Annotated in this window: 12 protein-coding genes; 3 read left to right on the forward strand and 9 right to left on the reverse strand. The window is 64.1% G+C overall.

Annotated features, from left to right (window positions below):
• Nucleotides 1–6: 6 nt before the first annotated feature.
• Complete coding sequence (locus NKI46_RS28335; protein ID WP_023739904.1) at nt 7–1,545, reverse strand: trimethylamine methyltransferase family protein; 1,539 nt, start codon at nt 1,543–1,545, stop codon at nt 7–9.
• Between the two features lie 217 nt (nt 1,546–1,762).
• On the opposite strand from NKI46_RS28335, the gene NKI46_RS28340 reads away from it, so the two are divergent.
• Nucleotides 1,763–2,353, forward strand: a complete 591-nt coding sequence (locus NKI46_RS28340; RefSeq protein WP_023739905.1) for a transglycosylase SLT domain-containing protein — start codon at nt 1,763–1,765, stop codon at nt 2,351–2,353.
• A gap of 56 nt (nt 2,354–2,409) precedes the next feature.
• Here NKI46_RS28340 and NKI46_RS28345 read toward each other — a convergent pair whose 3' ends face one another.
• From NKI46_RS28345 to NKI46_RS28380, 8 genes are all read right to left on the reverse strand, one after another.
• Entirely contained in the window at nt 2,410–2,847 is a 438-nt protein-coding gene (locus NKI46_RS28345; RefSeq protein WP_023682204.1) for a TA system VapC family ribonuclease toxin, read from the reverse strand.
• Entirely contained in the window at nt 2,844–3,071 is a 228-nt protein-coding gene (locus NKI46_RS28350) for a hypothetical protein (RefSeq protein ID WP_023668191.1), read from the reverse strand. Before NKI46_RS28350 ends, NKI46_RS28345 begins: the two co-directional genes overlap by 4 nt.
• A 141-nt stretch (nt 3,072–3,212) precedes the next feature.
• The gene (locus tag NKI46_RS28355; RefSeq protein WP_023804942.1) at nt 3,213–5,429 is read right to left on the reverse strand and encodes a dipeptide ABC transporter ATP-binding protein; all 2,217 of its coding nucleotides are present in this window, start codon (nt 5,427–5,429) and stop codon (nt 3,213–3,215) included.
• Between the two features lie 42 nt (nt 5,430–5,471).
• Nucleotides 5,472–6,629, reverse strand: coding sequence for an ABC transporter permease (locus tag NKI46_RS28360; protein WP_023690814.1), 1,158 nt, complete (start codon nt 6,627–6,629; stop codon nt 5,472–5,474).
• A gap of 13 nt (nt 6,630–6,642) precedes the next feature.
• Nucleotides 6,643–7,677: an ABC transporter permease gene (locus tag NKI46_RS28365; RefSeq protein ID WP_023668188.1), complete on the reverse strand. Its 1,035-nt coding sequence runs from the start codon at nt 7,675–7,677 to the stop codon at nt 6,643–6,645.
• Nucleotides 7,678–7,899: 222 nt separating this feature from the next.
• Nucleotides 7,900–9,552 (reverse strand): ABC transporter substrate-binding protein, encoded by a 1,653-nt coding sequence (locus tag NKI46_RS28370; RefSeq protein WP_023668187.1) that lies wholly within the window; start codon nt 9,550–9,552, stop codon nt 7,900–7,902.
• Between the two features lie 252 nt (nt 9,553–9,804).
• Nucleotides 9,805–15,852, reverse strand: coding sequence for a translocation/assembly module TamB domain-containing protein (locus tag NKI46_RS28375; protein ID WP_352749111.1), 6,048 nt, complete (start codon nt 15,850–15,852; stop codon nt 9,805–9,807).
• Nucleotides 15,853–15,854: 2 nt separating this feature from the next.
• Complete coding sequence (locus NKI46_RS28380) at nt 15,855–17,783, reverse strand: autotransporter assembly complex protein TamA (RefSeq protein WP_352460206.1); 1,929 nt, start codon at nt 17,781–17,783, stop codon at nt 15,855–15,857.
• Between the two features lie 277 nt (nt 17,784–18,060).
• On the opposite strand from NKI46_RS28380, the gene NKI46_RS28385 reads away from it, so the two are divergent.
• Together NKI46_RS28385 and pbpC are read left to right on the forward strand one after the other, a co-directional pair.
• Nucleotides 18,061–23,547, forward strand: coding sequence for an alpha-2-macroglobulin family protein (locus NKI46_RS28385; protein WP_352749115.1), 5,487 nt, complete (start codon nt 18,061–18,063; stop codon nt 23,545–23,547).
• A gap of 83 nt (nt 23,548–23,630) precedes the next feature.
• Entirely contained in the window at nt 23,631–25,736 is a 2,106-nt protein-coding gene (gene pbpC, locus NKI46_RS28390; RefSeq protein ID WP_031245218.1) for a penicillin-binding protein 1C, read from the forward strand.
• The last annotated feature ends 179 nt before the right edge of the window (nt 25,737–25,915 follow it).

A 25,915-nucleotide genomic window follows, 5' to 3' on the forward strand; every position in this document is an offset into this window, starting at 1 on the left:
AAAAAGTCACGGCTCGCCCTGCCCGATCGCTTCCTTGCGCCTGGCCACATACGCCTCCAGCGCCTCGCGCACGGCGATATCCATCACCGGCTCGACATAGTCTTCCAGCGCCTTCTTCCACAGCCGGGTCGCGCGCGCCGTCGTGTCGAGGCCGCCGGCCTCCTGCCATGCCTCGTAATTCTGCCAGTTGGACAGTATCGGCTGGTAGAAGGCGGTGGCATAGCGTTCCAGCGTGTGCGGTTCGCCGAAGAAATGGCCGCCGGTCGGCACCGCGCCCAGCGCCTCGACCGCAAGCTCCGCCTCGTCGACGACGATCGGGCGCAAGAACTCCATCATGTGCTGGATCATCTCGACATCAATGATGAGCTTTTCGAACGATGCCGTCAGCCCGCCCTCCTGCCAGCCGGCGGCATGATAGACGAGGTTGCCGTGGCCGAGCACAGCGCCCCACAGCGCCATCAGCGTCTCGTAGGCGCCTTGCGCGTCCGCCGCATTCGATGCCGACCCCGGTGTCGTGCGGTAGGGCAGATTGTAGCGCCGCGCCAATTGCCCCGAGGCGATGTTGGCCTTGGTGTTCTCCGGCGTTCCGAAGGCCGGCGCGCCCGACTTCATGTCGACGTTGGAGGTGAAGGCGCCGTACATCACCGGCGCGCCGGGGCGCACCAGTTGCGTCAGCACCACGCCGAACAGCGCCTCGGCATTCTGCTGCGCCAGGGCGCCGGCGAGCGTCACCGGGCTCATCGCGCCCATCAGCGTGAACGGCGTCACCGCCACCGACTGGCCGAACTCAGCCATGGTCATCAGCCCTTCGGCCATCATCTCGTCGAAACGCCGCGGCGAGTTGACCGAGATGATGGTGGCAATGCCGGGATCATCGCGCATCTCGTCCAGCGTCAGCCCGCGCGCGATTGCCATCATCTCGATGCCGTCCAGCGCCCGGCCTCGTCCGATCGCCGAGACATGGAACGATTTGTCGGTCAGCGTCAGATTGGTGAAATAGGTATCCATGTGCCTGGTGTTGGCCGGCAGTTCCACCGGCGCGCAGACCTGGTTACCGAGCATGTGGATGCAGTTGAAATGCTGCGCTAGCCGGGTCAGATCGGCATAGTCGTGCAAGTTTCCAGCGCGCCGGCCGCGCTCCATGTCGTGCACATTGGGCGGCCCGGCGACGAGGGTGAAATTGATCGTGTTGCCGCCGAGATGAATGGTGTTGGCGCGATTGCGCGGCGTCAGCCGATAGCTGGACTGCGTGGTCTTCAGCGCCTCGGCGACAAGACCCCGGTCGATGCGGACATTCGCGGTCGCATGGTCGACTTTTGCGCCCGCCTTCTCGAACAGCGCCAGCGCCCGCTGAGACATCACCTCGATGCCGAAATTTTCCAGAATGTGCATCGACGCCTGGTGGATCGCTTCGACCTGGTCGACTGAGAGCATCGCCATCGGCGGATAGGGATTGGTCACCCGCCGCAGTGGAAGTTGCGGGATGGCGGCGGGCCCCCGGTTGCTGGTTCGCTCCGCGCCGCGCTTTCGTCTTGGTTCATTCATGCCTGGCATCAGAGCGCCGGCATCCGGATATCGCTGTCAGAAATCCGCCCTTCGCGGGCGTGATTTTAGCCAAGGCGGCATTTTTGAATTCGTATGGAGACAGAGGCGACGCAAAAGGTCGGAATAATGATAAAGGTCCCACTCAGCGGAGCCGGGCCGGCAAGCCGTTAAGAAACGCCGCAAGATTCCCTTTATGATTTCAGCCTATCCGTCTTCCATGCGTAGTTCGAATTTGAGTAAAATTGTAGCGGTTGGCGTGCTGCTGGCTTTGCCGGCCTGCGCGACGCCGCCCAACCATATCAACAATGTCTGCGCCGTCTTCGACCAGAACGACGGCTGGTTCGACAACTGGCAGTCGGCCGCCGAGCGCGCCTCGCAGAAATACGGCGTCCCCGTCCCCGTGCTGATGGCGACGGTGCGCAAGGAATCCGGTTTCAAGAGCAATGCCAGGCCGCCGCGTACCAAACTGCTCGGCTTCATTCCGTGGAAGCATGTCTCGTCGGCCACCGGTTTCTCGCAGGCGCTCGACGGCACCTGGTCGCAATACCAAAGCGAAACCGGCAGCTGGGCGGCGCGGCGGACCAAATTTGCCGATGCCGTCGATTTCGTCGGCTGGTACCATTCCAAGACATCAGACACGTTCGGCGTCGCCCGCAACGACACCTACAATCTCTATCTCGCCTACTATCTCGGCTGGACCGCCTACGGCCGTGGCAACCGTGGTGACGCCGGCGTGCAGGGCTATGCCAGGGCGACCGAAAAGATGGGCCGCGACTATGCCGAACAGCTGCAGCAATGCGGCAGCTGACGTTGCCAAGCGGTCTTGCAGCCACGCAGTTTGCGATCGAAGCGGAACTCAGCCATTCATTCGCTTGGGATCAGGTGGAGGATCGACCTTCCTCCCTTTACCGCTGCCGTCGACAGCTTTCGGTCAAACGTCGCCAATTGGCCGTCACGCGCCTTGGCGAGTCCCAACAGATAGCTATCCGTTACCTGTGCCGGGGTGAGGATCCTGGCTGCATCGATGTCGTTGGAACCGACAAGGCTGATCTCGTCAGGCCAGAACTGATGTCCTGAAAGGGCATGCAGCTTGCCGACAATCTGCGCCACCACGGCGGGCGAACCCGGAGAATTGGGGTATTTCGGGTTGCTTACAATCCTGATGACGCCATTCTCGGTAATGGGACATGTTGCCCATGACAAATGCCCGGTGGATTGGAACCACCGATGGGCATCTTCATGCGCGACGTGAGCCGGATCGATCAACGCAATCAACACATTGACGTCGAGCAGGAAGGTCACGGCAATTCGTCGCGAAGCGCATTGACCATTTCGAGATCGACCATCGGGCCGTCGGGCCGCGATGCAAGCAAGGGGATGCCGTTGCGTTCACCGCCGGTCGGGGGCCTGCGCAGTGAGCGGCGAGCCAGATCGGAAATGACGTCGCCAACACTGCGATCCTGCTGTCGCGCCATGGCCTTGGCCGCAAGTAGGACATCGTCATCGATTGCAAGTGTGGTTCTCACAACATGCTCCCTACGCGCATCAAACATCACGCATCACATAAAGCAATGGACAGCAATATTCAAGCGAACGTAGCTGTCGTTCCTTGAGCTATGGCGACGCTGCGGCAATGCGCCAACGAGCGGCATTGCCTCTATGGCTGGTCAGCTCGGCTTCTTGCCATGCGGGCGCTTCGGCGGTTCGCCGGCGAAACCGGGGCCGATCCCATCCGGTGCGTCTTCCGGCACGCCCTCATGCGCTGCGTGTTCCCTGTCGAACTTGATCACCGGCTCCATCGTCGCCAGCACATCGTCCGACAGCCAGCACAGGCTCATATGGCCATCGCCGAGATGCTTCACCGGCGGCACCTTGGTCTCGCACAGATTGTCCGGCACCAGCCTCTTGTAGCCGCAGCGCGTCTGGAACGGGCAGCCGCTCGGCGGGTTCATCGCCGACGGGATATCGCCTTCGAGCACGATGTGCCGTTTGACCACGCTGGTGTCGGCGATCGGGATCGCCGACAGAAGCGCCTCTGTGTAGGGGTGGTAGGGCGGCGCGAAGATCTGGTCGGTCGTACCCTGCTCGACGATGTAGCCGAGATACATGACGACGACCCGGTCGGCGATGTAGCGCACGACGGACAGATCGTGACTGATGAACAGCATCGTCGTCTTGTTCTTGCGCTGGATGTCCATCAGCAGCTCGGTCACCGCCGCCTGCACCGAGACGTCGAGTGCCGACACCGGCTCGTCGGCCACCACCACCTTGGCATCGCCGGCAAAGGCGCGCGCCACGCCGATGCGCTGCTTCTGGCCGCCTGAGAGCTGACGCGGCTTGCGCGTCTCGAAGGCCCGCGGCAGCTTCACCAGGTCGAGCAGCTCCAGCATGCGCTTGCGCCGCTCGGCGACATTGTTGCCGACTTTGAATTTTTCCAGCGTGCGGATGATCTGCGAGCCGACGGAGTGGCTGGGATTGAGCGTATCGAACGGGTTCTGGAACACCATCTGGATCGACGACACCGTTTCGACGCTGCGCTTCTCGATGCCGGTCGACTGGATCTCCTTGTTGCCCAGCGTCACTGTGCCGGCACTTGCCGTCTCCAGCCCGAGCAGGACCTTGGCCAGTGTCGACTTTCCGCAGCCGGACTCGCCGACGATGGCGACGGTCTCGGATTCGCGGGCCATAAACGAGATCGTCTCATTGGCCTTGACGACGCGGCCTTCGCTGGAGCCGAACACTTCGCTGCCGCCGACCTTGTAGTATTTTCTCAAATCCTCGATCTTGAGCACCGGCGCGCCGGGCACGACCTTCTCATTGACCTTCTTGGCGCCGGGAGGCAGCGCTTCCCAGTCGATCTCGTTGAAGCGCACGCAGCGCGAGAAATGCCCTTCGTGACCGGCGACCTCGATCATCGGGATTTCGGCGGCATTGCAGACGCCCTCAACGAAATGGTGGCAGCGCGGCCCGAAATTGCAGCCCTTGGGCCGCTCATGCGGCAGCGGCAACTGGCCGGGGATAGAGATCAGCGGCCGCGAATTCTTGTCGGCGCCCGGCAGCGGAATCGAGCGGAACAGCCCTTGCGTATAGGGGTGACGCATCCGGTCGAACACGTCCTTGATCTTGCCGGTCTCGACCGCTTCGCCCGAATACATCACCGTGATGCGGTCGCAGGTCTCGAGGATGAGGCCCAGATTGTGCGACACGAAGATCATCGACGTGCCGAACTTCTCGCCCAGCCCCTTGACCAGTTCGACGATGCCGGCCTCCACCGTCACGTCGAGCGCCGTCGTCGGTTCGTCGAGCAGAAGCAGCGCCGGCTTCGACAGCAGCGCCATGGCAATGACGATGCGCTGCTGCTGGCCGCCGGACAGCTGGTGCGGATAGGAACGCATCATGCGTTCGGGATCGGGCAATCTCACCGAGCGCACCATTTCGAGCGCCCTTTTGTAAGCCTCTTCCTTCGACACCTTGTCGTGGATCAGCGGCACTTCCATCAATTGCTGGCCGACCTTCATCGCCGGATTGAGGCTCGCCATCGGCTCCTGGTAGATCATGGCGATCTTGTTGCCGCGGATGGAGCGCAACTCCTCGTCGGACAGCTCGCCCATGTCCTTGCCCTGGAACTTGATCTTGCCGCCGACAATCTTTCCGATGTTGGAGAGGTCGCGCATGATGCCGAGCGACACGGTCGACTTGCCGCAGCCGGACTCGCCGACGATGCCCATGGCTTCGCCCGGCATCACCGTGCAGGAAAAGTCCATGACGGCGGGGATCTCGCCCTTGCGGGTGAAGAAGGAGATCGACAGGTTCTCGATCTCGATGATCGGCGCAGCGCTTGGCCCAAGGGTCGGCTTGCCGGGATTTCGAACTGCCTCATTCATGGGTCGCTCCAATCCTATTTTCATGCTCGCGGGACCCGCAGATCAGTCTTTCATCGATTGTTCGCGCAGCGAGTCGGCAAGCAGGTTCAAGCCCAGCACGAACGACATCAGCGCGATTGTCGGCGGCAGCGCCGGGTGGATGAACGAGCGCAGCAGGCGGCTGGCGTCCTTGATCGCGGTGCCCCAATCCGGGCTCTCCGGCGCCAGGCCCAGCCCGAAATAGCCGAGCGTGCCGAGCAGGATCGTGGTGTAGCCGATGCGCAGGCAGGCATCGACGATCAGCGGTCCGCGCGCATTGGGCAGGATCTCCCACAGCATGATGTACCAAGGCGATTCACCGCGCGTCTGCGCCGCCGCCACATAGTCGCGCGTCTTGATGTCCATCACCAGGCCGCGCACGATGCGGAACACGCCGGGGCTGGAGGCGAACACCACCGCCACGAAGATGTTGAGCTGGTTGGGATCGATGTGGATGATCTTGAACGGATCGGCGTCGAACACCAGGCCGGCATAGACCCAGCCGCCGATGATCAGCGTCAGCCCGAGCAATATATAGAGGCGGTCCGGCCGGTTCTTGTAGCGGGTCCAGAACAGCACCGAAAAGAAGATGATCGGGAACAGGAAGAACAGCCCGGCCATGGCGTAGGGGATCGGCGTATCCATGATGCCCGGCGTCACCAGCAGGTAAAACAGCAGGATCACCGGGAAGGCCAGCACCAGATTGGCTAGGAACGACAGCACGGTGTCGATCCGGCCGCCATAGTAACCGGCGGGCAGACCGAGCGTGATGCCGACCATCAGCGCGAAACCGGTCGCCGCCGGCGCGATGATCAGCACGATCTGGCTGCCATAGACCATGCGCGAAAAGACGTCGCGGGCGAGCTTGTCGCCGCCGAAATAGTAGATGAGTTTCGATACCGGCTCGAGCGCGCCCGGCAGCGCATCCTTCATGATCGGGACCTGGGCGAGCGGATCGAAGGGCGCGACGGTCGACGCGAAGATTGCCGTGAACAGCCAGAACAGGCAGATGCCGACACCGACTATGCCGACGCCGCTATCGAACAACTGGCCGTAGAGGCCGAGCCTTTTCTTGTAGGTGAAGCTCACCCCCATCACCAGGGCAAGCCCTAACCAGACCGGCCAGAAACGCCCAATCACGCCGAGCACGACATTGAAGGCACCGATATATTCGACCTGCATCTGCCCCAGCCCCCTATTGAACTCTGATACGCGGATTGAGGAACGCGTAGCCGACATCCGAGATGAGCTGCGTGATCAGCACGATGAACACCGAGACCAGTGAACAGCCAAGCAGCAGATCGATGTCGTTGTTGCCGGCGGCCTCGACCAGCGTGTAGCCAAAGCCCTGGTAGCGGAACATCACCTCGACGATGACGACGCCGGTAAGCAGCCAAGGAAATTGCAGCATGATGACGGTGAAGGGCGCGATCAGCGCATTGCGCAGCGCGTGCTTGACGACGACGCTGCCGAAGGAAAGCCCTTTCAGCCGGGCGGTGCGGATATATTGCTGCGTCATCACCTCGACCATCGAGGCGCGTGTCATGCGGGCGATGTAGCCGATGCCGTAGATCGCCAGCGTCATCACCGGCAGGGTGAAATTGTAGAAGGTGATGCCCTGGCTTGCCGAGGCGGCCGAACCGTTCAGCCAGCCGAGCCAGGAGGCGAAGATGACGGTGAAGATGACGCCGGACACATATTCGGGCGTCGCCGTCGACGCGATCGAGGCGACGGACAGCGTTCGGTCCGTTCGCGAGCCCTCGCGCATGCCGGCCAGGATGCCGATCAGCAGCGAAATCGGTACCATCACCAACAGCACGCAGAGCATCAGAATGCCGGTGGCGGCGAGTGCGGGGAAGAGCTTTGACGCAACGGAGGTTTTGAACTTCGTCGAGCAGCCGAAATCACCTTCCAGGATGCCGGAGAATTTCGGCTCCAGCGGATCGTTGCAGAAGGAGAAACGCTGCGTCGGCTTGCCGGTCGCCGGATCGGTCACCGGTTGCTTCGGGACGACGCCCAGCCATTGCCCGTAGCGCACGAAGAAGTTCTGCCGGTAGCCATGGTTGACCAGCCAGCTTTCGAGCTGTTCGGCCGATGTGTGCATTTCGGTCTGGCTGATCGCCAGCTTCTTCAAATTCGGCTCGAGGTTGATCAGGAAGAAGACGATCATCGTCAGGCACAGCATCGTCAATGCCATGGTGCCGAGACGCCGGATTACGAAAGAAAGCATGGCGGTCCCCTGCCGGTCTGGTTGGGGTTGGAGCCAGTTCGAAAACCAGCTTTGCCGTTGCCGGCAGAGTTGGCCGTCAAATCGGCACTCGGATGCAATCAACCCAGTTTTATTGAACGGTCTTTCAGGAGAGTCCGCAACTTTTTGCTGCGGCGGCTTCCGGTTCTGGACCAAGCGAGGCGTGACGGGAAGGAGCGAAGCGCCCCTTCCCTGACGTTCCGATCACGCCTGGTCGAGCCAGACCTTGCCGTAGTCGCGCTCGAAGGTCGGATGCATCTTGTAATTCTGCACCGCCTTGACCGAGTGGCTGTAGAGCTTGCGCCAGTATGGCTGGATCATGATGCCGGAATCCTGCAGGATCTGCTCGATGTCCTTCATCATCTCCTTGCGCTTGGCCGCATCGGCAACGGCCAATGCTGCATTGAGCTTGGCATCCCATTCGGGGTTGGAATAGGCCGACTCGTTCCACGCCTCGCCGGTGCGGTAGCCGATCGCCAGAACCTGGACGCCGAGCGGGCGCATGTTCCAGTTGGTCATCGACAGCGGATACTTGGTCCAGTCGTTCCAGAACGTCGAGCCCGGCAGCACCGTGCGCTTTACCTTGAGGCCGGCGTCGCGCATCTGCGCGGCGATGGCGTCGCCGGTATTCTTGTGCCAGTCTTCGTCGACCGTGATCAGCTCATGCTCGAAGTCGGCCTGGCCGGCTTCCGCCATCAGCGCCTTGGCCTTGGCCGGATCGCGAGCGACTTTGGGCAGCTCGTAATATTCCGGGTGGATTTGGCAGACATGGTGGTTTTCAGCCACCGTGCCGGCATTTCCGTAGCCAAGCTGCAGGACGACATTGTTGTCGACCGCGAGTTGCAGCGCGTTGCGTACCTTCTGGTCGCCGTAAGGCTTGTTGTTGATGTTGGTGCGGCACACGATGGTCGACGCGGTGACGATTTCGGACTTGACCAGGTCCAGTCCGTCGAGGATCGACACATAGTCGGCCGAGGTCTCGAAATTGGTATGGACTTCGCCGGCCTCGAAGGCACTGACCATGGCTGCCGGATCGGTGCCGTAGTCGACGAATTCGATGCCGTCGAGGAACACCTCGCCGTCCCACCACTTGTTGTCCTCGCGGCGCTTGTAGACCACCTTCTGGCCGACATCGTAGGAGACGAGCTCGAACGGACCGGTACCGATCGGGCAGGCTTTGAAGTCGCCGCCCTTCTCGTCGAAGCTCTTGTGCACGATGAGGCCGGGATAGTCGCACATGTTCGGAATGAGCGCGATGTCGGCCTTGCCGAGCTTCAGCTTGACGGTGTGGTCGTCAACCTTGGTCACGGCGCTTTCGTCGAGCTTGTCGTCCTTGACCAGCGTGCCGAGACGGCCAGGCATCGAATTGCCCTCGGCCTTCTTGTCGGCCCAGCGCTTGAGATTGAAGATGACGTCATCGGCGGTGAACGCATCGCCATTCGACCAGGTCACACCCTTGCGCACATGCAGCGTGTACTCGGTGGCGTCGTCGTTGACCTCCCAGCTCTCCAGAAGGTACGGGCGGAACGTGTATTCGCTGGTGTACTTGACCAGCGGCTCAAGCGCCTGGCGCTCGGCATTGGCGATTTCCGACCAGTCGGCCTTGCGCGGATCCTTGGGATCCTTGACCCATTGCGCGACTTTAAGGATGCCGCCCTTCTTGCCCTGCACCTCTTCGGCCCTGGCTTGGGTCGGCACGGCTACGCCGAGCATGCCGTAGGCCATCGCAGTCGACGCGCCGAACACGCTCGCCATGGCGAGGAACTCGCGGCGATCGACTTTGCCTGCCTTGGCTTCTTCGGCCATGGCCAGGATGTGATCGGGAACGCGATCGCCATTACTCTTGTAATTTGTCATACCTTAACTCCCATTGTTGGCTTTCCGCCTTTTAACATTCCGCATCCCTGCCGTGATGTCAAAGACGGCATGGCTACGGAACCTGTTAGGGAATGTGCAACTTTGAAAAGGGAGCGGTTCGCGTGATAACGACAGACTTGGCGCAAAAGTGCTAGCGCGCCCAGATTCCACCGGAATCTGCTTAGGCGAGTAATTGATACATTTGGGCGGGTTGAGACAGCGCCAGTTCCGGTGGCGGTAAGGGCCAGGAACTCAATATTCCTTTTCGTAGAATATGCCGCCCTTGGCCTCACCGCCATCGTTGGCCTCGCCGCGCAGCTTGACGCCGCGTCCGACATTGAGGTCGATCGTCGCCTTGCCCGATCCTGGCCTGTCGCCTTTCTGGATCGTCACATAGGTGCGGTCATTGAGGTACTTGCCCGCCGACACGGCGGTGCCGCCCTGGTCATCGGTGGTCACATCCAGGTCATCGACGCCGATTGCACTGCGCAGGTTTTCGAGCAGCGAGGTCGAGCCGCCGACGCCGGCCAGTTGGCCGGCGGCCTCGGCCAGTTGCGCGATCTGCAGCGGCGACAGGTTCGACATAGAGCGGCCGAAAATCAGCTGCGCCAGCACCTCGTCCTCGGGCAGCGCCGGCACCGATGAGAAGTCGAATTTCGGATTGGTCGCTTCGCCCGAGACGACGATGGTGACGGTGGCGCTGGTCGTGGTCGATGTCGCGGTCAAGTTGAGGTAGGGTACCAGCGACCCCGAAAAGCCGACCGTGCCTTCGGTAAAGGTCAGCCGCTTGCCGAGGATCGACAGCCGCCCACGCTGCAAGGTGAAGGTGCCGACCGCCTGCGGCGAAGCCGCCGGGCCGGTCAGCCTCAGCGAACCGCCGAACTCGGCATCGACACCCCTGCCCTGGATGAAGATCTGGTTCGGCGCATTGACCGTGACGTCGAGGACAAGCCCACTGCCGCCACCCCCGCTGGCCGCCGCCGGTCGCAAGGCCTTGTCCTGCGCCCGCACGGAGGCGGGCGCGTTCTTGTGCTTGACACCGAGCGCTGCCAGCGAGCCCGGCAGCTTATCCGGAACGGTGATGACGGTCTTGGCCAGATTGACGGTGCCCGAAATCACCGGCGCCGAGGTGAGCGGCCCCTTGATGGTCAGGTCGCCGCCGAGATTGGCTGTCACCACCCTGCCGTCGGTATAGCGGCCGTCGACCAGCTTGATCGACAAATCGGCTGGGAAACCTTGCGCCGGATTGATGCCGAGGGTGCCGGAGGCCGACAGGCTGCCGCGTGTCGACAGCGTGCCGGTCAGCCGGTTGATCCGGGCAACGCCGTTGCCGATCGAAATGTCGGCGGCAATGTCATTGACGGCAAGGCCGGAACGCGCGTCGACCAGGCGGGCGCCCGACGTGCTGACCGTGCCGCCGATCACCGGCGACGCCGCCGGGCCGCGCATCTGGATATTGACGTTAGCGGTGCCGCTGAGCGACAGCCCTTGCGCCGCAAGCTTGGCGGCCAGGAAGGAAAATGGCACCTTGCCGTTGAAGTCGAGCACCAGCGCTGGTGTGCCGGCCGTCGTCACCGTACCGCCGCCCTTGAGCCCAAGCCCGGCGCCGTCGCTGATGTCGGCGTTGAAGGTGAGCTTCTTGCCGGCGAATGTTCCCGACGAGGAGATATTCATGCCGCCAAGACCGGCGCTGCGCGTCTGCGAGGTCTGCACCCCACCAGCATCGATATCGAAAGCGACAGTCGGATTGCCCGGCGCGCCGGTTACCTTGACTGTTCCCGAAATCGAACCGGCGGCCTGGAGGCCCGGCGAAAAACTGTTGGCGAGTGAGGCCGGCACCTTCGACAGCGCGGCGCTGATGTCGAGTGCCTGCCCGACCTTGCCGGTCACCGTCGCCGTGCCGCCACCGAGATTGAGCACCAGCTTGTCCAGCGTCGTGGTGCCGTTCGCGATGCTGACGGTCGAGGCCTGGGCGATGGCCGCCTTGATGCCCTGCACCGTGGCCTGGCCGGAAGCGAGTTCGATGGTGGTGGTGCCGCCAGCCACCTTTACCCTGCCCGCAGCCTTCGCCGGAATGCCCTTGACGGTGGCGCCGCCGGAAAACCCGGTCCAGTCGCCGTCGCGCTTCAAATCGACATCGATGCCGCTGATGGCGGTGCCGCCGGAAATGACGCTGTCGGCGCGAATTTTGCCCGAGATGACCGGCGCGGCGAGATAGTTGGCGACCAGCGCATCGATCGACACCGTCTTCGCCTGCAGGTCGCCGCGCGTAATCGAAGCGGTCGCAGCCTTGACGGCGACGTTCGGGCCATCCGCGGTCTTTGAGAAGGCGATGGTGCCGCGCACGTCGCCTTCGGCCTTTTCCAGCGCCAGCGCCGCCAGGGGCCCGATATCCGGCAGGTCGAGCGCGATGGTGCCGACCGGCACGAAAGCCTCGTCGAGCGCAAGGTCGCCGGAGATCTTGTTGTTGCCGAGCGACAGCAGCAGGCCGTTGATGGCGCTCTTGCCGTCGGCCGTCGCCAGCACCGCGCTGCCTTGCAGCGCCTGCCCTGCGACATTGCCGGTCAGTTGCACATTGGCCGCCGGATTGGCGGCGTCGGCCTTGCCGGTTGCGGTCAGCTTCAACCCGGTGATTTCGCGTTCCGCCACCAGCAGCCGGTCGCTGTTGACTGTCAGCGACAGGTCCGGCGCCAGGCTGGGCCCCTGCGCGCTGAGTGCGAAGCTGATCGCGCCTTTGGCATCTTTCGACAACAGTGAGATGTCGGCCAGTGCACCCTTGATATCTGCGCTGAGCTTATTGTCGGCGAGACTGGCCTGACCGTCCGCGGTCAGTGCGCCCGACGCCAGCTTGACCGGATTGGCGCTGACATTGCCATTGCCATCCCGCTTCAGCGTGGCGCTGAGCTGCGTGCGCTCTGCCAGCACGCTGCGCGCCGCCGCCGGCAACGCCGCCGACAGCACGTCGGCGTTGAGGTTGAGGTCGATTGCTCCATCGGCAAAGCCGACACGGCCATTGAAGGCGCTGCCCAGCGCATCGGCCTGCACCGAGCCGCTGTCGATGGTGATCGCGTCCGCCGCCAGGGTGCCGGCGATCTTGGCGGTGATCTTGCCGGCGATCAGCGGCGCGATGGTCGGATTGTCCAGACCGATCTTGTCCGCCGTCACCGTGCCCGAGATCGGACCGGTTCGGCTTTTCATATCAAATGCATCGGAATGCAGCGCAAGCGCAATGCCCTCGACCTTGGCGTCATCCGTCGCCACCGAAGGCAGTACCGCCGAGATGTCGAGCTTGGCTTGCGCAGCCTGCCCGGCCGCCTTCACCGACAGCGCCTGCAATTCGAGCTTGATCGGGCTTTCCGCGCTGCCCAGCGTCAACGGCAGGCTCGGACCGGACGATGTCAGATCGAGCGCGAAATCGCTGGCGCCGTTCGGGTTGAGGGTGCCGGCCGCCTTGCCGGAGATTTTCTCACCCGAAAGCGTCGCCTGGTCGAGCACGACGCCGCCGGCCGCGGAATAGCTGCCGGCCGCATCGACATCGAGCGGCCCGAGCCCGGCCTGACGGGTCTGGCTCGTCTCGGCGCCGGCCAGCTTTGCATTAAAGCGAATGTCGGGATTTGCTGATGGCCCGGTGATTTGCGCCGTGCCGTCGAGCGTGCCCGCGGCATCGAGGCGGGGCGAAAAGCCATTGGCAAGCGCAGCCGGCAGCGCCGAGAAGGTCGCCGCCAGATCGAGCGTCTGGCCCGCCGTGCCCGACAGCGTCACCGAGCCGCCGCCGAGATCGACTACCAGCCTTTGAATGTTGGTTATGCCATCGGCAATGGTCAGGCTCGACGGCTCGGCGATCGCCACCTTGATGCCGCGCACCGTCGCCTCGCCGGACGCGATCTCGACGCTGGTCGCGCCGCCAGCAATCTTCGCCCGCCCGGCAGCTGTCGCCGGAATGCCTGATATGGTTGCTCCGCCGGTGAAATTCGTCCAGTCGCCGTCACGCTTGAGGTCGACGCCGATGCCACTGACGACGGTCGTTCCCGAGGTCACGCTCTCGGCCTTGATCGTGCCGGAGATCGCAGGGCTGTTGAGATAGTTGGCGATCAGTGCGCTGACGGTGACTGCCTTGGCTGCCACATCACCGCGCGCGATCGACACGCTGGCTGCATTGATGGTGACAGTGGGAGCCTCGCCGTCTTTGGCGAACACCACGGTGCCGCCGATATCGCCGGCCGCCGTCTGCCCGGCCAGCGACGCCAGCGGCGCGATATCGGGCGCGGAGATCGTCAGCGCCCCCAGCGGCAGGAATTTCTCATCGAGCGTGAGGTCGCCCGACACCTTGTTGTCGCCCAGCGCTACGCTGAGCCCCTTGATGGAGCGCTTGCCATCGCTCGTCACCAGCGCCGCCTTGATGGCGAGCGGCTGTTCGTCGACCGCGCCGGTCAGCGAGATATCTGCGGCCGGGCTCACAATGTCGGCCTTGCCCGATGCGGTCAGCTTGATGTCCTTGACCGTGCGGCCGGAGGCCGTCAGGCTGGCACTGTCGGCCGAAACCGAGAAATCCGGTGCGTTGCGCGCGCCGCTTGCCGTCAGCGCGAAATCGACCCCGCCGGCGACCGGCACGCCGACCAGCGAAGACAGCACCGAGACGTCGCCGAGCTTGCCCTTGATGTCGGCCTGGATATCGCTGCCTTGCGCGCTGGCGGTGCCGCTGGCGCTCAGCGAACCGGAAGTGAGTTCGATCGAGTTGGCGGCGAAAGAGCCCTGCGGATCGCGCGTCGCGGTCGCCGAGAATTTGACCCGTTCGCCAAGCAGCGAACTGATCTGCGGCGGCAGCGCCGTCGACACAGCATCGGCATTCATCTTCAGCGTCATGGCGAGATCGGCCAGCGTCACCTTGGCCGTCAGCCCGGCATTGAGAGCATCGCTGCGCAGCGTGCCTTCGTCGAGGGAAATCTCGTCCCTGCTGATCGAACCGGCAAGAGAGGCCGTCAGCTTGCCGGTGATCAGCGGCGCCAGCGTCGCCACGTCGGTCTTCAGCCCGGCGGCCGCCAGACTTACACTGACCGGGCCGCTGCGGCTCTCGATGTCGAAACCGTCGGAATGGATCTTCGCATCCAGATTGTTCACCTGAGAGCCGCCCGCCACCACCGACACCAGTGAAGCGCTGGCGTCAATCATCGGCGCCTTGCCGTCACCGAAGGCGCGCGCGGTCACATTGTTGATGGCCACCATGATCGGCTGCGCCTGGGTACCGACATTGACCGTGACCGGCTTGGCTTTGGCCACGAGTTCGACCGAAAGGTCGCTGGCGCCCTTGGGGTCGACCATGCCGGCAGCGGTACCATGAACTGCGTCGCTCTCGATCGCAGCGCGCTCGATGTCGACGCCGCCGGTCGCGGTCGCGGTGCCGGCTAGGTCGAAGCTGGTCTTGCCGGCAAACAGCGACTTGAACCGTTCCGGCAGGAAGCCTTCGAACGAACCGTCGCCCTTGGCCTCGATCCGGTTGCCCTTGTCGGTGAGCTGGTGCCGGCCGGTGAGCTGGGTAACGATCTGACCGTCGACCATGAAGGTGCCGATGCCGCTCCAGTTGGCCAGCGGCCCGGTGCCCGAGACGACGATGTTGACCGGCGGCGCGCCGGGTAGCTTGAGCAGGTTGGCGATGATGCCGCCGGCCGGCTCGGAAGCCTTGAGATCGAGGTCGAGCTTGTTTTCATCCGGCGCGAAGTGGATGTTGGCGTCGACATTGCCTTGCTTGCCGTCATGGCGGGTAACGTTGAGCACCGTCTGGATCGCCAGCGGCGACGCATCGACCTTGGCCGATCCCTTGGCCGCAAGTTCGGCAATGCCGCTGCCGGCAAGTTGCTGGCCGAGCGCGATCTCCGGCAAATCGATCGCTCTGATATCAAGCGAAACCGGCAGGCCGGTCGACCCGCTCTTGCTCGGCTCGGTGCTCGCCACAGGCAGCCGTGCCAGTTCTATCCGTTCGGCCGCTATGCGGTCGGCGCTGAAATTCTTCGACAACAGCGCCAGCGGCGACCAGTCGACGGCCACCTTGCGGGCCACCAGCCAGGCGCCCTCGCGGTCTTCCAGCACGACATGGTCGACGGTCAGCGCGCCGGACCAGATACCGTTAATGCCGCTGACCGTGACTTTGCTGTCCCCTGACGAGGCCATGTCAGAGATGATGCCGGCGAGATTTTCGCGGCCGCGCTCGGTCTTGGTCAGCACGATCAACGCGCCGATGCCCGCCGCCGCCACGATCAGCAGCGTGTAGAAAAACAGGCGAAGGATGCGTTTCAAAATCTTCATCGTCAGAACGCCTGTCCGATCCCGGCATAGATGCCGAAACGCGGGTCGCCACGGTCGCGGTTGAGCGGCACGGCGGCGTCGATGCGCAGCGGCCCGAACGGCGTGATGTAGCGCAGGCCAACGCCCGCGCCGACCTTCACGTCGGAAAAGTCCGGCGTCGCTGTGGTCGAGACAGTGCCGGCGTCGACGAACGGCACGATGCCGATCGTGTCGGTCAGCGCAATGCGCATTTCGACCGATGTTTCGAAGAAGGAAAGCCCGCCGATCGGCTGATTGTCGATGTCCTTCGGTCCGATGCCCTGATAGGCATAGCCCCGCACCGAGCCGCCACCGCCGGAATAGAAGCGCCTGTCGGCTGGAACGTTCTGAAGGCCGGTGCCGACGATCGAACCCAGCGCGACGCGTTCGGCAAGCACGAATTTCGAGGCCGTGTCGAGCGACTGATAGGCCGACCCCTCGCCCCTGAGCTTGAGGAAGGCGGCGCCGCTCAGAATGTCGTAACTCGGTTCGGCATAGGCCAGAACCCTGAAGCCGCTGGTCGGGTTGAGCCGGTTGTCCCTGTTGTCGTAGACATATTGCAGCGGAATGCTGGCGATCAGGTATTTGTGCTTGCCGAAAGCGTCGGTGATCCTGGAGTAGTCGAGCGCGATTTCAGCCGAAACCGTCTGCTTCTTGTCGATCTCATAGGACAGGCCGGTGCTGCCCTTGACCGAAAAATGGTCGTAGGCGTCGGGATGTTCGAGTACGGTCTTGACGCTGGCGATGAATTTCGAGGCCGGCCCGACCACCCCCGGCTTCTCGAACATGATGCCGGCATTGTAGTTGAGCTCGCTGAGATCGTTGCTGCCGATGCCGCTGATCTTGCCCTCGATGCGCAGCTTTTCGGCCCGGCCGAACAGATTTCGGTGGCCCCAATAGCCTTCCAGGCCTAGCCCTTCGGTGTTGGAGAAAGTGCCGCCGACGCCGAAATAGCGTGGTTTGCGCTCGCTGACCTGAACGCCGATCGGAATGTTGCCGTCGGCGTCAAGACTGTCGGCTTCCTTCAGCGTCACGCTGTTGAACACTTCGAGCCTCAGCAGCCGGTCGCGGGCATCGTCGATCTCGTCAGGCGAATATTGCCGGCCGCGTTTCAGCCCGGTCATATATTCGGTGAACTCGCGATCGACCTTCTCGGTGCCATCGACGGTGGTGTCGCCATAACCGGCAACCGGCCCGGCGGCCACCGTCAGCGTCACGTCTAGCGTCGAGGTGGTGTGCTCGGCCACGACCTGCCTGTCGGTGATCCGGGCCAACGGCCGGCCCTCCTGCTTCAGCGCCCGCACGATCAGCGCCTCGGCCTTGAGCACGGCGCCCGAGCCGGCATCGCCGCCGGCTATCAGGCCGAAATCGGCGCTCGCCAGCCCGGCGGCATCGCCCTCCAGCCTGATATTGCCGAGTGTGAATTTGGGCCCGCTGGCGATGCCGACCACCACCGGGATCGGCTGCGGACCAGTGAATTCGGCATCGGGCGGCAAATCGTCGAGCGCCTTGCCCTGGATGGTGATGGTGACGACGCCTTCATAGCGGGCGTCGGCATAAAGCGCGGCGACCAGCTGTTCGCGGTCGCTACGCGCCTTTGCCAAAAGGCCGAGCGAGCCGGAAACCGGGCGGTCCTCGTCGGATTTCAGCGACGAGGCGTTTTCGAGCTTCTTGATCAGGTCCTTGTCGGCATCGGGCGCTTCGATGGTCACCGCATAGCGCAGCGGGTCGACGATATCGGCGTCCTCGTCATTCGAAGAGCCCCACAATTTGATGCCGAACAGCTCGAAGGCGGCCGCCGACCCCGATTCGGCAACGAGCACGCTCGAGCACGCCAACGCCACAATCAGCGCGCGCGAAAGCGTGCGCCGTGGCGCACTTACCTTCGACATCTGCGCTTCATACGCCGGCATCAGGACAACCTAGGTTACAAAACTAAAATTGGAATGAAGTTTTGAAGCGCTCGTAAAGGGGCCACAATCCAATTGTCTGAAATAGGCAGGGCTTGGAATTCACACCTTCTGCGTTTTCGCAAGAAAGCGTGATCCCTTTCCCCTGGATGAACTATCGGCATACCGGTCATTGGCCGGTTTGGGAACCGTTGGCGGGCGGAAACCTGCCCGTCCTCGTGTTGACAAGCTTGACTGAAGCTTGAACATGCCGCGGACGTAGCAGTGTCTGGAGGGTGTTATGGCAATGCGCGCGGCGGCTCGTGGTCTGTCGATCTTGATTCTTCTCATTTTCGCCTGGGGGTCTGTAGCGCAAGCGGCCGAAGCCCGCCGGGTGGTGACCTCAAATAATTCCGACTATTTCGGCTTCGATCTCAGATCGGACCAGAATGTCAGCCTCGATCAGTGCAAGACGACATGCCTCGGCGACCCCGCCTGCCGCGCCTTTACTTACAACAACAAGGCCAAATGGTGCTTCCTAAAGTCCGACTATAACCAGTTGAAACCCTTCAGCGGCGCGGTCGCGGGCAAGGTCGTCAATGTCGATGGCGACCCCGATATCGGCGCCCCGCCGGAACTCGCCTTCTTCCCCAACTGGATGGCCGACCAGGCCCAGCAATACCGCAACAAGCTGACCGATCCGGCCTATGACAAGCCGACCGACGGGCTGGAATCACTCCGCGCCGCCGCCGAACAGGCTGCACTGACCGGCGACCATGGCCAGGCCATGAACAAATACGAGGCCGCGGTCTCGGTCCTGCCTGACGACGGCCAGCTTTGGCTCGGTCTGGCGCGTGAAACGCTTGCCATACAGCCGGCCAGCGGCACCTCCGAATCCTACAATCTGCCGGTCAAAGGCACCTCCGCCGCCATCAACGCCTACAAATTGCTGCGCACCACCAAGACCCGCGCCGAAGTGCTGGCGCTGCTCGGCAACGGCCTCGACCGCCGCGATCTCTACCGTCCAGCCCTGCAGGCTTATGAAGCCAGCCTCGCGCTGGTCAGTTCGCCGGCGGTCAAGGCCGAATATGAGGATCTCAAGGCCCGCAAGGGCTTCCGCGTCATCGATCACTCGATCGACGCCGACACCAGCGCGCCGCGCATTTGCGCGCAGTTTTCCGAGGAGCTGGTCAAGACCGGCGTCGACTACGCCCAGTTCGTCACCGTCGACAACCAGCCGCCCAAGGGCGTCGAGGCCAAGGACAAGCAGATCTGCGTCGAAGGCCTGGAGCACGGCCAACATTACGAAGTGACCTTCCGCGCCGGTCTGCCGGCCGCCATTGGCGAGGTCACCGCCGCTCCGGTCGTACTGTCGATCTATGTGCAGGACCGCGCGCCGTCCGCCCGCTTCACCGGCGACAGCTTCGTGCTGCCCGCCGGCGCCCGCCGTGGCATCCCCATCGTCACCGTCAACATGAACACCGCGCAGATGAAGCTCTACCGTATCGGCGATCGTTCGCTCGCGCAGCTTCTGTCCGGCTATCAGTTCCTGAAGCAGCTCGACGGCTATGATATCTCCAGCATTTCCGACCAGATGGGTGAGCCGGTCTGGCAGGGGCAGCTCGATATCGCCAACGACCTCAACAAGGACGTCACGACTTCGTTCCCGGTCGACGAAGCCTTGCCGCAGCGCAAGCCCGGCGTCTACGTGCTGACCGCGCAAGCGGTAAATGAAAATGACGAGGACAATTACAATTCGCTTGCCACGCAGTGGTTCGTCGTCTCCGACATCGGCCTGTCGACCTATACCGGCCAGGATGGCCTCAATGTCTTTGCCCGCTCGCTCGGAACCGCCAAGCCGATCGCCGGCGCCGAACTGACGCTGCTGGCCAGGAACAATGAAATTCTCGGCACAGCCACGTCGGACGCCGAAGGCCATGCTGTCTTCAACCCCGGCCTGACGCGCGGCGACGGCGGCATGGTGCCGGCCGTTCTGATGGCCAAGCAGGGCGACAACGATTTCGTCTTCCTCGACATGGGCCGCGCCGGCTTCGATCTGTCCGATCGCGGCGTCGCCGGACGCGCCGCACCGGGCGCGCTCGATGTCTATGCCTGGACCGAACGCGGCATCTACCGCGCCGGCGAGGATGTGCATGTCGCAGCCCTTGCCCGCGACGGCGCCTCCAAAGCGGTGGAAAACCTGCCGCTGACCTTCATCTTCACCCGTCCCGACGGCGTCGAGAACCGCCGCATCGTTGCCGATGGCGTCTCGGCCGGCGGCTATGCCGTCGACCTGCCGCTGGAAGCCAACGCCATGCGCGGCACCTGGACGGTGTCGATCTATACCGATCCCAAGCAGGCGGCCGTTTCCAGCCAGATGTTCCTGGTCGAAGACTTCGTGCCGGATCGCATCGAGTTCGACATGAAGTCCGACAAGCAGGAGATCGCACAGGGCGAAACCGCGACCATCGACATTGACGGCCGCTTCCTCTATGGCGCGCCGGCCGCCGGCCTCGCGCTCGAAGGCGAGCTGACGCTGTCGACGGCGCGCGACTGGGACCGTTTCGCCGGCTATTCGTTCGGCCTTGCCGACGAGCAGTCGGCCGAGCCTTCGGTCACCCCGTTCACCGGTCTGCCGGTGGTCGGCGACGACGGCAAGGCGACCTTCCGGGTCACGGTCGACCAATTGCCCGCGACCACCAAGCTGGTCGACGCCAAGGTCACGGTTCGCATGCGCGAAACCGGCGGCCGCGCCATCGAGCGCTCGCTCAACATCGGCATCCGCCCGCAAGGCCACATGATCGGCATTCGTCCCGATTTCGCCGACAATGAGGTGCCGCAGGGCGGCACCGCCAAATTCAGCCTCATCGCGGTCGATCCCGACGGCAAGCGCGAGACGCTGAAGGGCGCGCAGTGGTCGCTGGTCAAGGTCGAACGCAATTACCAGTGGTATCGCAACAACAACTCGTGGAACTACGAACCGGTCACCTTCACCAAGTCGATCGCCAACGGCCAGGTCGATCTCAGCGCCGATGCCGAGGCGACCGTGACGATGCCGGTCGACTGGGGCCAGTACCGGCTCGAGATCGAGACTGCCGATCCCGAGGGCCCGGCGACCAGCTATGAGTTCGACGCCGGCTGGTATGTCTCCTCGACCTCCACCGAAACGCCTGACGGGCTCGAGATCGCTCTCGACAAGGACAGCTATGCCGTCGGCGACGTGGCCAAGCTGAAAGTGTCGCCGCATTTTGCCGGCGAACTGCTGGTCACCATTGGCGCCGACAAGCTGCTCAAGACCGTCACGGCAACCATGCCGGCCGGCGGCAGCACGGTCGATATCCCGGTCGGTGACGACTGGGGCGCCGGCGCCTACATCACCGCAACCCTGTTCCGGCCCGGCGATGCGCAGGAAACCCGCATGCCGGCGCGCGCCATCGGCGTAAAATGGCTGACGGTCGACCCAGGCTCGAAAAAGCTCGCCGTCACCCTGACGCCGCCGGACAAGACGATGCCGCGCCAGCAGTTGTCGATCCCGGTTTCGGTCGCCGGCGTAGCACCGGGCAGCAATGCCTATGTGACGGTTGCTGCCGTGGATGTCGGCATTTTGAACCTCACCAACTACAAGGCGCCGGATCCGGAGGGCTGGTATTTCGGCCAGCGCATGCTCGGGCTTGAAGTCCGCGACATCTATGGCCGTCTCATCGACGGCTCGCTCGGCACCACCGGCAAGCTCAGGACCGGCGGCGACGGCGCCTCGATGCAGCCGCAAGGCAGTCCGCCGACCGAAAAGCTGGTCGCCTTCTTCTCCGGCCCGGTCCAGCTCGACGCCGACGGCAAGGCGAGGATCGACTTCGACATCCCGCAGTTCAACGGCACCGTGCGCGTCATGGCCGTCGCCTGGACCAAGGAGGCCGTCGGCCATGCCACGACCGATGTCATCGTGCGCGATCCGGTGGTGATCACCGCCGGCCTGCCCCGCTTCCTGGCGCCTGGAGATGCAGCGATCATGCGGCTCGATGTCGCCGACACCGACGGTCCGGAGGGCGACTATGCCCTGTCGATCGCCACGACCGGCGACCTCTCGACCGGCGACAAGCCCTTGCCCGAAAAGCTGACGCTGGCCAAGGGCAAGCGCCAGACGCTGACCGTGCCGCTGATTGCACAGACGGCGGGCAATGCCTCGATCACCATCAAGCTCGCCCATGGCGACGGCACCGCCGTCGAGCAGACGCTGTATGTTCCGGTGCGTCCGGCGCAATTGCCGGTCACCACCCGTCTGGTCGTCGACCTCAAGGGCAATGGCGGCTCGCTGCGCGTCGACAAGGAGCTGCTCGCGGCAAGCCTGCTCGACGGCGCCTCGATCAGTGTCGGCGTTTCGCAGGCTGCCGCCTTCGACGTGCCGTCGCTGCTGATGACGCTCGACCGCTACCCCTATGGTTGCGCCGAGCAGACCACCAGCCGCGCCATGCCGCTTCTCTACGTCAACGATCTGGCGTCCGGCGTTGGCATGCAAAGCGATCCCGAACTGCACGGCCGCGTGCAGGCCGCCATCTACAAGGTGCTGAGCTACCAGGCTTCGGCCGGCAGCTTCGGCCTGTGGGGTCCGGGCTCCGGCGATCTGTGGCTTGACTCTTACGTCACCGACTTCCTGACCCGGGCGCGCGAGCAGAACTACGACGTGCCGGCGCTGGCGATGAGCCAGGCGCTGAGCAATCTGCAAAACTCGGTCGGTTACGACCAGGACGTCCAGGATCGCGGCAGCGAAATCGCCTACGCGCTCTATGTTCTGGCCCGCAACAAGAAGGCCTCGGTCGGCGATCTGCGCTACTACGCCGACACCAAGCTCGAAGCCTTCTCGAGCCCGATGGCCGTCGCCCAGTTGGCGGCGAGCCTAGCGCTCTACGGCGACGCGCAGCGTTCGGAAGCAACCTTCCAGACGGCGCTGCAGCTGGCCAAGTCGACCACCGAATACGACTACTACCGGTCCGACTATGGCTCGCGGCTGCGTGATGGCGCCGCGATCCTGGCGCTCGCCGCCGAATCGAAGCCGGTGCCGACCATCGTGCCGGAGCTGATCCGGCTGGTGGCAAGGGAACGCGCCGATGCCCGCTGGACCAGCACGCAGGACGAGTCCTGGATGCTTCTGGCGGCCCGCGCGCTGAAGTCGGGCAACGACTCTATCACGCTGTCGGTCAACGGCGCGCCGCATGCAGGTGGATATTCCAACCACCTCAGCGGCACCGACATTGCCGACAGCCCGCTGACCATCGCCAACACCGGCGCCACGCCGCTGCAGGCGGTCGTCACCACGGTCGCCTCGCCGGTAGAGCCCTTGCCGGCCGGCGGCGACGGCTTCACCATCGACCGCACCTACTACAAGCTCGATGGCACCGAAGCCAACGTCACCGAGGCGACGCAGAACGAACGCTACGTGGTCGTGCTCAAGGTTTACGAGCAGAACCGCTGGCCTTCGCGCCTGCTGATCACCGACCTGTTGCCGGCCGGCTTCGAGATCGACAATCCGGGCCTTGTTTCCAGCGCCCAGCTGTCGAACTTCACCTGGCTGGCGCAAACCGACGCCGCCCATCTCGAATTCCGCGACGACCGTTTCGTCGCGGCATTCAATCCCAATGATGGCGATGGCGACCGTAACATCATGCTGGCCTATGTCGTGCGTGCGGTGACGCCGGGCACCTACGCCCATCCGGCGGCCACGGTGGAGGACATGTACCGGCCGCAATATTCGGCCCGCACCGCCACCGGCATGATGGAGATCAAGGCGCCGTAAGGCGCCTTGACGAAGATGAACACGCCGATGTCCGCGACCATCTCCTTCTCCCCGCTATGCGGAGAGAAGGAGCCGGCAGGCGGATGAAGGGCACCACCATGCTCTCCAGAAAATTTCTCCGTCGAACAGGCATCGCCGCCGCCTCCCTCGTCGGCCTTGCGGCGATCGCTGCCGCTTCTCTCTGGGAACTCGACCGCGCTTTTCCGCCGCCGCTGCCCGGAAGGCTCACCGTCTCCACCGAGGTCCAGGACCGCGACGGCCAGCTGTTGCGCGCCTTCGCCACGCCGGACGGTTACTGGCGGCTCGACACTCATCTCGACCAGGTCGACAAGCAGTTCGTCGACATGCTGGTCACCTATGAAGACAAGCGCTTTTGGGACCATGATGGCGTCGATGTGCTGGCGCTGGCGCGCGCCGCCGGCCAGTTCGCCACCAGCGGCCATATCGTCTCCGGCGGCTCGACCCTGTCGATGCAGCTTGCCCGGCTGATCGAGCCACGCGAAAACCGCAGCCTCGGCTCGAAGATCAAGCAGATGCTGCGCGCCATCCAGATCGAGCGGCGCCTGTCCAAGCAGGAGATCCTCGAACGCTACCTGACCTTGGCGCCCTATGGCGGCAATCTCGAAGGCGTGCGTGCCGCCTCGCTCGCCTATTTCGGCAAAGAGCCGAAGCGGCTGACCGTCTCGGAAGCAGCCCTGCTCGTCGCCTTGCCGCAATTGCCGGAAAAGCGCCGTCCCGACCGCAATCTCACCATCGCTCATGCCGCCCGCGACCGCGTGCTGACCCGCATGGTATCAGCTGGCCTGCTCGGCGAGCGCGAAGCCGCGCGCGCCGCACTAGACGATGTCTCGGGCCTGCGCCGCAAATTGCCGGCGCTGGCGCCACACGCCGCCTACGCCATGCTGCCCAAGGCCGTCCCCGGCAAGCCGCTGCAGCTGACGATCCGCAAAAGCGTCCAGCAAGGACTGGAGCAGGTGGCGCGCGATGCCGCGATCAAACTTGGGCCGCGCCTCTCCGTCGCCATGGTGATGGCCGATGCCCGCACCGGTGACATCCTCGGCGAAGTCGGCTCTGCCGATTTCTTCGACGCCAGCCGTTCCGGCTGGATCGACATGACCAGGATCGTGCGGTCGCCCGGCTCTACGCTTAAGCCGTTCATCTATGGCCTCGCCTTCGAGCAGGGGCTGGTGGCGCAGGAAATGCTGATCGAGGACAGACCGGTCGATTTCGGCGGCTACCGGCCGAAGAATTTCGACATGGGCTATCAGGGGGATGTCTCGATCCGCCAGGCGCTGCAGCTATCGCTCAACGTGCCGGCAATCCGCGTGCTCGACTCTGTCGGCCCGGCACGGCTGATGGCGCGCTTCCGCCAGGCCGGCGTCAGCCCGGTGCTACCGGTCAACGAGGCGCCGGGCCTCGCCATCGGCCTCGGAGGCGTCGGCGTAACGCTGCGCGATCTCGTCCAGCTCTATACCGGCCTCGCCAATGGCGGCAAGGCAAACACGCTGCATGACGGCACCGAGCCGGCCAATGCCGAGCGCACCACCGCCACCATCCTCGACGCCCAGGCGAACTGGCAGATCACCGACATATTGTCGGGCGTGAAGCCGCCCGAGGGCGCCTTGCAGCGCGGCATCGCCTACAAGACCGGCACGTCCTACGGCTACCGCGACGCCTGGTCGGTCGGCTTCGACGGCCGCTACGTGCTGGGTGTGTGGGTCGGCCGCGCCGATGCCGGTGCGGTGCCCGGCCTGTCCGGCTATGTCTCGGCCGCCCCCATCCTGTTCGAGGGCTTCGTCCGTTCAGGCCTCACCGCCGTCCCGTTGCCCAGCCAGCCGGCCGGCGTCGTCAAGGCCAGGCGCGAAGACCTGCCGGTGACATTGGCGCGCTTCGGCGCCGGCGCCGACGGACTGGTGCAGGCAGGCCCGACGGAACCGGCGCCAATGATCATTTTCCCGCCCAACGGCGCCCGCGTCGATCTCGCCACCAATTCCGCCGAGGCCTCGCCGCTGGTGCTGAAACTGCAAGGCGGCCGCGCGCCGTTCCGCTGGCTGGCCAATGGCAAGCCGCTCGTCGGCATCGACCGCCGCCGCACCGCGACCTGGCTGCCCGACGGCGCCGGCTATTCGACGCTCACCGTCATCGACGCCGTAGGACGCGCGGCAAGCGTGAAGGTGTTCGTTGAATAGATGGCGCCAAGCGATTCAGGGGATTGGGCTTCTTCGCCCGAGACCCGGCGCGAGGCACCCCCCAGGGGGGGGGGGGGGGGGGGGGCGCGCCGGGGGCGGGGGGGGGGGGGGGGGGGGGGGGGGGGGGGGGGGGGGGGGGTGGGCAGAGAAAGAAAGAGAGGGTGTGTTGTAGAAGACCC

This window comes from Mesorhizobium sp. M0615 (genome assembly GCF_040320805.1).
Taxonomy (GTDB): Bacteria; Pseudomonadota; Alphaproteobacteria; order Rhizobiales; family Rhizobiaceae; genus Mesorhizobium.